This is a genomic window from Aquibium oceanicum (assembly GCF_001889605.1).
GTDB lineage: Bacteria > Pseudomonadota > Alphaproteobacteria > Rhizobiales > Rhizobiaceae > Aquibium > Aquibium oceanicum.
In genome coordinates this window covers 781,383-792,824 of the sequence record NZ_CP018171.1, presented here as the reverse complement: position 1 = coordinate 792,824, position 11,442 = coordinate 781,383, and the positions used below count along the sequence as shown (strand labels likewise).

At 67.6% G+C, this 11,442-nt stretch carries 13 protein-coding genes; all 13 read right to left on the bottom strand.

Going from position 1 to position 11,442, the window contains the following annotated elements; translation table 11 throughout:
• Position 1: 1 nt before the first annotated feature.
• The 13 genes from BSQ44_RS04000 to BSQ44_RS03940 all read right to left on the bottom strand — a co-directional run bounded on the left by BSQ44_RS04000 (position 2) and on the right by BSQ44_RS03940 (position 11,440).
• Positions 2–451: a C40 family peptidase gene (locus BSQ44_RS04000; RefSeq protein ID WP_072602054.1), complete on the bottom strand. Its 450-nt coding sequence runs from the start codon at positions 449–451 to the stop codon at positions 2–4.
• The gene (locus BSQ44_RS03995) at positions 441–1,976 is read right to left on the bottom strand and encodes a DUF2163 domain-containing protein (protein ID WP_235633336.1); all 1,536 of its coding nucleotides are present in this window, start codon (positions 1,974–1,976) and stop codon (positions 441–443) included. The genes BSQ44_RS04000 and BSQ44_RS03995 overlap by 11 nt, the downstream gene beginning before the upstream one ends.
• A gap of 41 nt (positions 1,977–2,017) precedes the next feature.
• On the bottom strand, positions 2,018–2,620 hold the full coding sequence (locus BSQ44_RS03990) for a DUF2460 domain-containing protein (protein ID WP_072602052.1): 603 nt from the start codon (positions 2,618–2,620) through the stop codon (positions 2,018–2,020).
• Positions 2,621–2,632: 12 nt separating this feature from the next.
• Positions 2,633–5,107, bottom strand: coding sequence for a phage tail tape measure C-terminal domain-containing protein (locus tag BSQ44_RS03985; RefSeq protein ID WP_210187915.1), 2,475 nt, complete (start codon positions 5,105–5,107; stop codon positions 2,633–2,635).
• A 13-nt stretch (positions 5,108–5,120) separates the two neighbouring features.
• Entirely contained in the window at positions 5,121–5,306 is a 186-nt protein-coding gene (locus BSQ44_RS03980; protein WP_072602050.1) for a DUF7697 family protein, read from the bottom strand.
• 44 nt (positions 5,307–5,350) lie between these two features.
• Positions 5,351–5,800 carry a hypothetical protein gene (locus BSQ44_RS03975; RefSeq protein ID WP_072602049.1) on the bottom strand — a complete coding sequence of 150 codons (450 nt, stop codon included), beginning with the start codon at positions 5,798–5,800 and terminating at the stop codon, positions 5,351–5,353.
• 10 nt (positions 5,801–5,810) lie between these two features.
• A complete protein-coding gene (locus BSQ44_RS03970) occupies positions 5,811–7,082 on the bottom strand; it encodes a phage tail tube protein (RefSeq protein WP_072602048.1) in 1,272 nt (423 codons plus the stop codon).
• A 27-nt stretch (positions 7,083–7,109) separates the two neighbouring features.
• Positions 7,110–7,544 (bottom strand): hypothetical protein, encoded by a 435-nt coding sequence (locus BSQ44_RS03965; protein ID WP_072602047.1) that lies wholly within the window; start codon positions 7,542–7,544, stop codon positions 7,110–7,112.
• Between the two features lie 94 nt (positions 7,545–7,638).
• The gene (locus BSQ44_RS03960) at positions 7,639–8,286 is read right to left on the bottom strand and encodes a DUF6441 family protein (protein ID WP_072602046.1); all 648 of its coding nucleotides are present in this window, start codon (positions 8,284–8,286) and stop codon (positions 7,639–7,641) included.
• Positions 8,283–8,597, bottom strand: coding sequence for a head-tail joining protein (locus BSQ44_RS03955; protein ID WP_072602045.1), 315 nt, complete (start codon positions 8,595–8,597; stop codon positions 8,283–8,285). Before BSQ44_RS03955 ends, BSQ44_RS03960 begins: the two co-directional genes overlap by 4 nt.
• A 2-nt stretch (positions 8,598–8,599) precedes the next feature.
• Positions 8,600–9,622, bottom strand: a complete 1,023-nt coding sequence (locus BSQ44_RS03950; protein WP_072602044.1) for a major capsid protein — start codon at positions 9,620–9,622, stop codon at positions 8,600–8,602.
• A 94-nt stretch (positions 9,623–9,716) separates the two neighbouring features.
• Complete coding sequence (locus BSQ44_RS03945; protein WP_072602043.1) at positions 9,717–10,106, bottom strand: head decoration protein; 390 nt, start codon at positions 10,104–10,106, stop codon at positions 9,717–9,719.
• Between the two features lie 17 nt (positions 10,107–10,123).
• Complete coding sequence (locus BSQ44_RS03940) at positions 10,124–11,440, bottom strand: S49 family peptidase (protein WP_072602042.1); 1,317 nt, start codon at positions 11,438–11,440, stop codon at positions 10,124–10,126.
• Positions 11,441–11,442: the final 2 nt, after the last annotated feature.

Below are 11,442 nucleotides of genomic sequence, written 5' to 3'. Positions count from 1 at the left end.
ATCAGGATCCGGAATGGCGAAAGCGAAAGGCGAACTTGATCTTCTCCGGCCATTCGCCGGCATAGGGCTCTTCGATCACCTGCCTGCGGGTCGCATGGGCGTGCAGCAGATGGGGATGGCCGAGCCGCTCGGTCAGGAAGCCGCAATGGCAGGGATAGGCCTGATCGGCGAAGACGATCACGTCGCCGGGGCGGGCTTCCAGGATGGCGATACCGTCCATGTTCCCGCGAAAATGCTCCACGAAACCCTGTCCCTGCGCGCGGCGGCTGTAGCCGGTGCTGTCATAGTCAGACAGGTGCAGCGCCCGGGCGACGCAAACCACCAGCCCGACGCAGTCGATGCCCGAACGCGTGCGCCCCTGATGCCGCCAGGGAACGCCAAGCCAGCCGCGGGCCTCGGTGACGACCGCCTCGGGTGTGACGGCCTCAGAGATGATGATCTCAGCGGGCATCGGGATAGCTCATCATGGCGTCCTGACCCGGCACGTAGGGCTCGCCGCGAAAGTTGAGGACGTTGGCGAAGCGGGCGATGCAGGTGTCGAGGCGCTTGTCGCAGCCGGGATGGATGCGGAAGAGGTCGCCGACCCGGATCGCGTAACCCATGGGGAGGAACAGCTCGGCGCGGCCCGACGCCTGGGTCCACGCTTTCACCTCGATCGAGCGTCCGGCATTGGGCCCGCTCTCCCAGGTCAGCACGCCGCCGGCGAACCAGCCGTCACTCGCGCGCGGCTCGTCGATCGTAGCCGTGAACACCGCCCGGTCGACGACATCGGTGACGATTCCGGCCCGGCTCCACGACTCCAAGGCCGCAAAAACGGCCGTTCCGTCGGTGGTCTGCTGGCCGACGGAAGTTTCGTAGGCTGGCTGGTCAGCAGCCGTCGTACCCGCGCCGACGCAGCGGTAGATGCGGTTCTCGAACACGGCCGCCGTGCCGACACCCGTCGTCGTGTCGGTGAAAAACCCGCTGACTGCGTCGAGTGCGGCATTGCACACCGAGCCGTTGACCCTCGTGCCGTTGAATATGACGCGCAGCTGCCGCGTGCCCGAGGGAACTAGCGCGTCGGCGACCTGGCGGAGCGTCCAGACGCCGGTCATCGCCTCATTGCCGGTGTCAAGCGGGGTGGCGAGCACGGCGCCCAATTCATCGAGCAGCTGCACGCGCAGCCGTCCCTGATCGACGGTGTTGCCGCCGCCATTGGCCCGCCAGCCGCCGACGGTCAGGCGGTAGTCGCCGGCATCGAGGATGGGCTCATCGAGAACATGGGAGAGATCGACGGTCTGGCGCAGCTCGAAGCTCGCGACATTGCCGCCTTCGAGGAAATGCGTGCCTGTCTTCGGGCCAAGCGCGCCGCTCGTGGTCTTGGCGGCGACCGAGCCGGAGGCGACAGTCCACCCGGAGAAATCACCTGCATCGAAGCCAGGATTGACGAAGGGAATCCCGATCGTCGCGAGCGCCGAGGAGGTACGCACGCGGACGGTGTCGCCGACGGCATAGGACGTCGAACGCTGGATCTCGGGCGGATGGATCGGCACCTTGCAGCGCGGGTCGCCGAGATCGGCGCGGCATTCCGGGCTGTAGAGCTCGCCGATGCGCTGGGAGAGCGCCTGTGTCATGCCGCGTAGCTCGGTCCGGAAGACGCCCTGCTCGGTCAGCACCACCTCGCCGAACCAGCCGCGGCGCATGCGCAGCGCGCCCATGGACTGATCGGCCCAGTTGACGAGAAAAATGCGCACCTCAGCCTGATCGAACAGCCCAGCGCGCAGTTCCTCTTCGGTGATCGCCTCGTCATCAAACACCCCCTCGACGTCGAGATTGTCGACGCTGAGGCTCGCATTATTGGCGATCGCCGTGCGGGAATAGCCGGAGCTCGCCTTGTAGACATCGCCGTCGAAGACGAGATCGCGGTCATGGTCGGTGAAGAAGAACTCCCGACCATCCACGCGCGTGATGCGCCAGCAGGTGGCGAGCGTGGTCACGGGGCCCGCCAGGTGAGTGGCGAGCGCTGTCGATGTGGACTTCATGGGCGGATCTCCAGCACCGGGATCTGGCCCCAGCTGCCGAGCTGATAGGTCTCGATGGTGATGTCCATCTGATCGCTGTCGAAGCGAACCGGCACGTCGAACTCGAAATCCGCCGTCACCTGAACGCCGGACGCCGGCGCGGTCGTGAAGGTCACGAGCCCTGTCGCCGTGTTCACCGTCCAGCCCGCGACCGCCTCGACGCCGTCGCGGTAGATCTTGACCGTGCCAGGAACCGGCTTGGCGATGATGCGGCTCTCGATCTCGCCCCCGCTCGCATAGCGCCTGACGAGCTGGAAGGTATTGTTGGCGCCATCGCCGATGCCCAGCACCTGCGCGAATGCCTGATAATCGGTCCAGTCCTTGAAGCGGAAGCCATAGGCGCGGCCCTTGCGGGCGCGGAAGAAGGCGATCAGCGCGGCGACCTGCTCGCGCTTCTTGAGGCCATGGGCGACGTTCCATTTGCCTCGCGCGGCGGCCCAGTTGGCATTGCGGCGCTCGTGCCCCGACACGGTTGTCACCACGGTCGTCGAATATCCCGGCCCGCCCGACGCCCCGTAGGAGATATCGGGCGGGAACTGCACCTCGTGAAATCCGCTCATGGCTCAAGTCCGTCAGAGGTTACGCCGCGCCCGTTCCATGGCGCGGGCGGCGTCGGCGGCGATCTGGCCTTGCGCGTAGCGGAAGCTGTTTGCGTCCGGCGTCGAGATGTTCATCACCACATTGACAGGCGATTGCCTGCCGGCGCTCGCGCCGATCGCCGCGAGTTGAGAGCGCGACAGCACCATCTCGCCGCGCTGCAGGATGGCGGGCACCTCGTCGGCACGCAGTCCCGCCATGCCGCCGCCATGCAGGCGTGGCGCACCGGCAAAGGCCAGCGCCGGCACGAGCCGCTGCGGAGCAGGCGCGCCAACGATACCGCCCGAATGGAAGATGCCCGACAGGATGCCGCCGCCCCCGCCGAACAGATTGCCGAAGATACCGCCGCCGCCGCCCATGCCACCGAGCGCATTGGCGAGCGGTCCGAGGATTGCCGAGCGCAGCGCGACGCGGGTGATGTCGGCCAGGATGCTGTCGGCGAGCGCCTTGAAGTCGAATTTGCCGGTCGTCACGAACTTTGCGACGGCGTCTTCGGCCGACCGGAAAGCGCTGGTGAGCGCATTGCCGAGGCCCTTGCCCCAATTCGCGGCCTCTTCGGCATAGCGCGCGAGCTCGTCCCTGACGGCGGCCCAGCCCGTTGCGGCCTCGTCAGCCGCCGCCTTGATTTCCCGGCCGGCTTCGCGGCTGGCAGCGGCGGCGCGCCCTGCCGAGCCTCTGGCGCCCGCGCCATCACCTGCCTCATCGCCACTGCCGCCACCGATCGCGCCGAACGCCGTGTCGAGCCGCTCCGTCGCGGCAGCAGCCTCATCGATCTGGGTGTTCGCCCCGGCCATCGCCTCGCGGAGCGCGGCGACCGACTCCAGCGGCGCGCCGGCAAGTTCACCAAGGGCATTCGCGGTTTCACGGGCGCTTGTCGCGGCGCGACGGGCATCCTCCGCGAAGGCGGAGAATCCGAGATCCGGAACACGGAACGCATCGGTCTCGAAGGCGGCCGCAAAGGCGTCGCGCGCAGCCGCACCAGCGCCTTCGGCCGCGCCCGCAAATTGGTTTTCGATCCGGCCGAGATCGATATCCGGAACGAGTCTGATTTCGGTCTCGATGCCGATCGCTGAAAGCGCGGCGCCAATCCCCTGCACCAGGCCGTTGATGCCGCGCGTGGCGCCGTTCAGCATCCATTCGACGGCGGCGATCAGCGCATTGGCCGCCTGGATGGCAAAGTCGCCGATCGCTGCCGGCAGGCGACTCCAGATCGCCACCATGGCGTCGAACGCGCCCTGGAAGACGTTGACGGTCCGATTGCCGAAAGCGACGACGGCATCGAGGGCGCCTTGCAGCGCGTCGGCGACGTTCGCCTGAATGCCGAGCCAGGCAGCGGCCACCCGGTTCTTCAGCACCTCGACGAACAGACCGATCCGATCCCAGACCTCGCGCGCCACATCGCCGAGCAGATTGAGCGCCGCGCCGAAGCCGCCCGTGGCCTGCACCAGCCGCCCGAACTGATAGATCAGCTCGCCCGCCGCGACGACCAGCGCGCCGATGCCGGTGCGAATGATCGCGCCGCGCAGGAAGACCAGCGCGGTGGCAAGACCACGGACCGACACCGCAGCCACCACCATGCTGGCGACAAAGCGCCCGGCCATCAGCCCGACGAAAGCGGCGGCAATCGAGGCCAGCCGTCCGAGATTGTCGAACAGCAGCCGAATGGCCTGCCCGAGCGGACCGGTCGTGCGTGAGATTGCCGCCAGCGCGTTGGCGACAGCTTCGAGCGCCGGGGCCGCGGCGACAGCCAGCTGGTTGGACAGGCCGCGCCAGATCAGACCGAGGCGAGAGATGGCGTCATTGGTGCGCTCGATCTGCGCCGCGTCCTGTTGCGACACCACCACCCCGAAGTCCCTCACGTCCTGCGTCGCCGTCCTGAGCGTCGCCGTGTCGATGCGCAGGAAGGTGAGCGCGGCGCGATCGCCGAAGAGCTGGGAGGCAACCGCCGCACGCTCGGCCTCAGGCACGTAGCGGGCAAGAGCCTCCTGGATGGCGGCGATGCGCTGGTCGAGGGGAAGGCGCTGCAGTTCCTGAGAGGTCAGCTTGAGACGTTCGAGCGCGCCGACCGCGGCTCCGGTTCCGGCTGCTGCCTGGCTCAGGCGCCGGGTCAGCTGGATAGTCGCCTGTTCGATCTCGCCCATGGAGACGCCGGCCAGATCGCCGGCGCGCTCCAGCACCTGGATACTCTCGACCGTCGTGCCGAGCGAAGCCGCGAGCTTGGCTTGGTTGTCGATCACCTGCAGGCCGGAGCGGATCATCGCCGCCGCACCCGCTGCAAACGCTGCTGCAGCAGCAGCCGCTGCTATCTGAACCCGGCGATAGAAGGCGGCGACGCGCGTGTTCGCCGCATCCATTTCGCGGGAGAGGCGCCGCATGCCCTGTTCACCCGCATCGCCGATGCCCTGCAGCTCGGCGCGCACCTCGCGGCCGCCGACGACGGCAAGGCGCACGGACACCCTTTTCTCAGCCATCCTGTTCAGCCTTCATTTGCGCATTGAGACCGCGCACCATCATTGCCTCGATGTCCGGCAAGAGCTCAGCGCAGATGAGTGTGTTGAGCCCGAGGGCCTCAGCGATCGCGAGGGCGGCGGTCATATCGAGCCCCAGGACCGCGCCAGGAACGACGCGCAGCTGTCCGGTGAGCCGCAAGGCGAGATCCCAGACCTGAAAGCCCTCGATCGTGACGGGGCGGTTCAGGACGGATGGGCACTCGCCGCAGGTGCGCCCTGTGCTGACATGGCAGGATCGGCAATACTGCTCGCCCCCGCTGAAATGCCATTCGGCAAGGGCGCGGAGCCGTTTTTTTCCGCTTCCAGCAGCAGACCCTTCGAGACGTAGCGCAGCTGGAAGGCTTCGAAGAGCGGCAGGATGTCGAGCAGCGCGTCGATCCCCTCCGGCGTGACCGGCACGGGGTTGCCGTCTGCATCGCCGACGCCCTCCCAGTCTTCGACCACGAGCCGCGCCAGCGCCTTGGCCATGACAACCGCGATGGTTTCGTTCGAAGCGCCTTCGGGCAGGCTGGTCACGGTCGGATCGCTGCGCGCGGCAGCCATGAGTGCGGTGGTCAGTGGCCCCACGCGCAGGCGCACGCCGTAGCCGAGATCGAGCCAGCGCGGCTCGCGGGAGAGATCGAGACGGATCATGGATTAAGCCTCACGTGTAGCTGGTGACGTCGTTCAGGAGATGCGCGCGCAGCATGGTGCCCTCGCTGTCGTCGAAGGCGGCGCGCCAGTCGAAGCTCGCCTCGACCCCGCCGGGGCCGGAGACGGCGTATTTGGGTTTGGGCAGGAAGACGCGCGGCAGCTCGAACCGGAGCGCATAGCCCTCGGGGAAGGTGAAGCCGTAATCCAGTGCGACGGGATCGCCATTGGCGGCCTCGGCCACCAGCGTCGCGCCGTCGAAGCGCACCGACATCGAGCCTTCGGCGGACGCGAAGGTCGGATCGGCCGCCTCGATCTTGCCGTCCTCGCGGATCACCCGCACCCGTTCGAGATTGTTCGAGAAAGTCAGACTGCCGCCGGTGACGCCCGCGAGCGGCTGGCCACCACGCCGGATGAAGCCGCGTCCCTGGCTGAAGCGGCGCAGCGAGAAGGCGTCCGGACTGCCGTCGACCGTAGCCGCGAAGCGTTCCTCGCCCTGCGCCACCAGCTGCAGACGGGCGTTGGCTGGCCCCTCCTGGCCCATCTCGAAATTGAGGCTCTCCATCACCGTGCCGAGATGGCGGAAGAAGACGGGCGTGGTGAGCTTCGGGTGCCCAATCTCGATCGTGTAGCTCGGAATGTCGTCGGCGCCGCTTTCCCAGACATGGGCATAGCCGCCACCGGTCAGCGTCGGGCCGGACACGCTCGCCGCCGATGCTGCAAGGGTGAAGCTGTTGCCAGTCGGGCCGGCCGTGTCGAACACGATCACGAGCGTCTGGGTGCTCGTCGGCCGGGAATAGGTGCATTTCGCCACCTCGACATCGGCCGAGGCGTTGAGATCGTCGACCAGCTGATCGACGGTCTGCGTCACGGTCGCCTGGATCTCGGTCTCGTTGCCCGATGGCGTACCGGAGACGAAGGTCCAGACCGTGCTGTTGAGCGTGATGGTGTCGCCGGGCGACGGATTGGCTGTGAAGGCGATCGAGCCGGAGGCGTTCGTCGCCGTCGTCACGGGGTCGCCGAACAGGCCGGTCAGCCAGTAGCCGGTGCCACGCAGGTCGAACGGGATATCGATCTGCCCCTCATCGGTGATGAGGCCGCGATAGGGATCCTGCGCGTTGCGCCCGCGCCCGAGCAGCGGGTCGTCCCCGAGCGGCTGGGCCGAGGAGAGATCGGTCGATTTGAAGTCGAGGCTTCGATAGCCGGTAAGCGGCGCGACCCCATAGCTTGCCTCCCGGCAAGCCTTGAGCGTGGCGTCCGCGCCGTAAGCGCGCACCTTGGCCATATCGGACTCCTTAGGTAGCGGTGTTGATCATGAGGTGAGCGGATCGCTCACCAGGTATTCGATCGTGATGGTGAGGCGGGCGGTCAGGACCGGGGCCGCGCCCTCGATTCCCAGCGCCCCGGTTTCGGGCGCCGAAGGCGTCAGATTCTCGGCGACTCCGCCGAGAGAGGGATCGATTCTGAGCGCCATTCCGATGGATCCGAGCAGCGTGTCGAGCGCCGCTTCGCCTCCGCCCGTCGGATCGCGGGGCGCATAGACCTCGATCTCGACCCGGTGCGCATAGAACTCCGTGCGCGGATTGAGCGTCACGTCTGGCTCGCCCGGATCGCCGTCGCGCAGGATGACGAGACCGGATGCCGGCACCTTCTCGGGCAGCACTTCATTGCGACGCACGTTCGCGTCCAACGTGTTGTCGAGCGTCTGGAAGAGGGCTCCGAGGATGGCTTCACGGCGGCTGGACACTGGTTCTCCTCAGGCTTGCGGGTAATGCAGGTGATTTCGCCGCACAGAATGCGGCGCGCACATGCACCGGGATGCGAAGAAGGCGAAGACGGGGCTACCGCCCGTCGACCCAGTTGCGGACGACCAAGCCGGGCAGCCGCTCCTGCCAACTGTTCGCGGCGGAGGCGACATCGAGCCGCTTCCTGAATGTCACCTGCGGCACCAGAATGAAGATCGGCACGGTCACCAAGCCGCGCCCGCTCCGCACAGCGGCGGCACTGGCTCTGGCGTATCCGCCCCGCTTGCCTGTTCGCACCCGCATGTTGTCGGCGACGAGCAGAGACGCAGCGTTGCGCCGGTAGACGAAGCGCAGCCGCTGCCCGGTACGCCGTTCCCATCCGCCGGGCGTAATCTTGCGGCCACCGTCGCCGAAGCGTCCGGCAGCAGCGGTCGGAATGGCCAGGAAGAAACCCTTGGTCGACCGGATGGTCGCGCCGTCTTCGTAAATGCGAATGATGCCGGGCGCCTTCGACCAGACGAGCCCCGCCGCCCGGATGCTGTTCTGGCCCTTGGGGAAGGTCTCGGACCGCCAGGTACGGGCCAGCCGAGGGCCGAGCCCCGCATTGGTGATCTGCGTCCTGAGCTCGGTCTTGAGTCCCTCCGCCGCCTCACCGACACCGGCCGTGACAGCCTCTTCGGCCGCCTTGACCTCCTCGGCCATGATGCGACCAAGGTCACCGATGATGGTCGCGGACAGCCTCATACCGGTCTCAGCTCCACGCTCCAGACAAGGCGTTCGCTGTCGCGCACGGGCTCTCTCTGGACGACGTAGTTCGCGCCGTCGATTTCGAAGGCATCGGCTTCCGCCAGGTTCGGGGCGTCGCGCGTTCGTACATCACCAATGACGCTTTCGCTCCAGATGCGCGTCTCGCCGAAGCTCTCGACACGATCCGGCTGTCGCAAGACAATCCGGACGGTCACCGGCGCGCCCGTGCCGCCTGCCCGCCAGATGGCATCCCGCGCGAGATTGGGATCGGCGAAGAGGTCGTCGATCGCCTCTGCGAAGATGCTCATGCTCAGTTGCTGGAGAAGATGCGCACGGCGAGACGCGGCCGCTTGTTGATCGGCAGGATCGATGCCTCGGTCTTGACCTCGATGGCGCTGCCGTCGGGTCGGGCGATCTGCCGCGCGTAGATCGGCAGGCCCACTGTGTTGACCGTCTCGATCAGGTTAGCCGGCGCGCCGTGGGTGACGAAGGTGTCGAGCGTGCCGAGCGGGAAGGCGATGCCTTCGCCGGATGGGATCAGGGTTTCCGTCGCGCCGGTCGAGAGCGTGACGGTGGCGTTGTACTCCTCGAACAGGATGCCGGCGAAGGGAAAGCGGCGGCGGGTGTCCTCGCGCAGCGGCTGCGCCCCGGTCGAGGAATAGTACTTGTAGGCCTCCTCGACCTTGGCGTGGCCGATCAGCTTGTCGAAGAACTCAGGGCTCACCATCGCCAGCACGCCGGTCATGGTCTCGCCCTTGAGCTCGGTCTCGACCTTGCGGAGCACGTCGCGCACCTTGCCCTGGACCTGCGTGCCGGCGGTGCCGAGCACGAAGTCGGTTTCGAGCTGCGCCAGCCCGAACTCGGTGAAGTAGTTGTAGAGCGTGGTGCCGGCGCCATCCTTGACGATGCCGCGCAGCGCATTGACCTCCATGTACTCGCGCGTCTGGGCGTGCTTGACCCGCATGCGGGTGAGCTTGCGCTCCATGACGGTGGCCAGCGGGTCGGCGGCGTCGGCGACACCGAAGCCGCGCACGCCCTGGATGTCCTGGGGCGTGATCACGTCGTCGTGGGGAATCCACGGCACCGTGAAGGAGCGCATGGAGCGCGTGTCGCGATTGGCGACGGTGGCGGGACCGCCGAGCGGCACGGTGGGCAGGAGGTTGAGCACGCCCTCCGCCTGCTCGATGACGACGGAGCGCTGGGTGACACCCTCGAAGCGGAACAGGCCCATCTGCCCGAGCCGGGTGTAGACGTTGGGCAGGATGTTGATGGCCTGGGTCATCTCGGCGAGCGAGTAGCCGCCCGCGTCGAACGGATTGATCATGGCGACCATGATGTCGAGTCTCCTTGGGATGGAACGGGCATGAAAAAGGCCCCGAAGGCGGACGCCTCGGAGCCGGTGACGGGTTGGGTCTGACGAGCGTGGATCAGGCGGTGTCGCGTGGCACGATGCCGGCAGAGCTCAGCTCGGCGTGCTTGACGGCCGTCTTCGCCGCATCATCGACGGAGGCGTCGAAGGCGAGCGCCGCCTTGGAGACGATCGCCGGGCCGCGGGCAACCACGAGGCCGGTCCTGTCGCCGGCCGTCGCGTCGACCGCCTCGATCAGGACGGCCGTTGCGACCTCTGCACCCTCATCTCCGACGACCTCGGCGTCCGGCGACAGGCGGTATTTCTCCGACGCGGTGATCCGGCCGAGCACGGATCCGAGCGCGTAGTTCGTGCCAGCCTTGAGGGTCACAGCCTCGCGGCAGTAGCTCGCATTGAGCTCGTATTTGAGCAGGTCGCCGAGGGTCGGCGACATGGTGAGAACGGTCATGATGATCCTCCTTGTCGTCAGCTGCGGTTGGCCGAGGCGCGCTCACGCGCACGACGCACGATGGGGCTTTCGCCGCCGTTCGAGGCCGGCGAGCCGGCCGGTGACGGCGCTACGGCAACGACGGTGCTGGCCTCGGCGCGTGCCGCGAGGGCATCGAGGATGGAGCTTCGCAGCGCGTGCGGCGCCACCCCTTTCGCCATGGCGTCGGCGGCGTCGATGGCGACCCCCAGCCGGGCGCCTTGGGCGGCGATGGCGGCGATCTCCGCATATTCGGCGCGCAGCCGCTCGGCCGTTTGATCCGTCTGCGCCTCCGTTGCCTCCGGCGGCGCGGCGGGCGCCGCTGGTTGCGGCGTTCCGAGAGTTTCCGGATCGGACGCGTTCGTCTCCTCGACAGCCGCGTCTTCGGCAGCCGGGTTGAGGTCGGGTTCTACTTTCATTGCGGTCTTTCTCCTTGAGGGTTGATGAGCGCGGGCGCGTTGCGATGCGCCCGTAATGAGGCGTGGCGGGTCCAGCGCCCGGGCGAAATCCGCAAGAGCGAGATCGACAGTGCCGAGCTTGTCGGCCAGGCCGGCGTCTATGCCGCGCTGACCCCGATAGATCGCGGCTTCGGTGGCACGCACGGCGTCGGGACTCATGTTCCGATTGCGCGCCACCAGGGTGACGAGGTCGGTATGGAGCGCGTCGACATCCGCCTGGATCGCCGAAAACGCCGTAGCCGAGAGCGGCTCGTGGGCATTGCCGTCGATCTTGCGGTCGCCCGCGTGAACGAGCGTCCATTTGAGGCCGGCCATGACGTCGGCGACGCTCTCGTCGACATGGATGGCGACGACGCCGATGGATCCGACCTCCGCCGTCCGGGTGACGTAAAGGCGGTCCGCCACGCTGGCGATGGCAAAGGCAGCCGACAGCGCGCTTTCGCTCGCGACGGCCCAGAGCGGCTTCTGCGCGGCTTCGCGCAACGACACGAGGCGATCGACCAGGTCGAAGAGACCGCCGACCTCGCCGCCCGGCGAGTCGATCTCCAACAACACGGCCCGCACAGAAGGATCGGCCAGCGCGGCTTCCACGGCGGAGGCGATCTCGCCATAGTCGCTGGCGCCCAGAAGACTGGTGAGCCAGTCGCCACGCGTCACCAACGGTCCGAGGATCGGCACCACGGCGATGCCGGGACCGGTAACGGAATGGCTCGCCACCGGCGGCGCATCGCGGGCCGGAAGCATGGCCTGGCGTGTATCGAGCATTGGGCCGGCGGCGAGCAGGCCGTCGAGCGCTCGCGGGGCGATCGCCAAGGGCCGGCCGCCGAGCCGGGTGAGCAGCGGATTCAATCGCGTCATGG

What these genes read in the sequence shown, in the direction of transcription:
- BSQ44_RS04000 (WP_072602054.1), bottom strand. Translation starts at nt 451, where the DNA reads ATGCCCGCTGAGATCATCATCTCTGAGGCCGTCACACCCGAGGCGGTC.
- BSQ44_RS03990 (WP_072602052.1), bottom strand. Translation starts at nt 2,620, where the DNA reads ATGAGCGGATTTCACGAGGTGCAGTTCCCGCCCGATATCTCCTACGGG.
- BSQ44_RS03975 (WP_072602049.1), bottom strand. Translation starts at nt 5,800, where the DNA reads ATGATCCGTCTCGATCTCTCCCGCGAGCCGCGCTGGCTCGATCTCGGC.
- BSQ44_RS03970 (WP_072602048.1), bottom strand. Translation starts at nt 7,082, where the DNA reads ATGGCCAAGGTGCGCGCTTACGGCGCGGACGCCACGCTCAAGGCTTGC.
- BSQ44_RS03960 (WP_072602046.1), bottom strand. Translation starts at nt 8,286, where the DNA reads ATGAGGCTGTCCGCGACCATCATCGGTGACCTTGGTCGCATCATGGCC.
- BSQ44_RS03955 (WP_072602045.1), bottom strand. Translation starts at nt 8,597, where the DNA reads ATGAGCATCTTCGCAGAGGCGATCGACGACCTCTTCGCCGATCCCAAT.
- BSQ44_RS03950 (WP_072602044.1), bottom strand. Translation starts at nt 9,622, where the DNA reads ATGGTCGCCATGATCAATCCGTTCGACGCGGGCGGCTACTCGCTCGCC.
- BSQ44_RS03945 (WP_072602043.1), bottom strand. Translation starts at nt 10,106, where the DNA reads ATGACCGTTCTCACCATGTCGCCGACCCTCGGCGACCTGCTCAAATAC.
- BSQ44_RS03940 (WP_072602042.1), bottom strand. Translation starts at nt 11,440, where the DNA reads ATGACGCGATTGAATCCGCTGCTCACCCGGCTCGGCGGCCGGCCCTTG.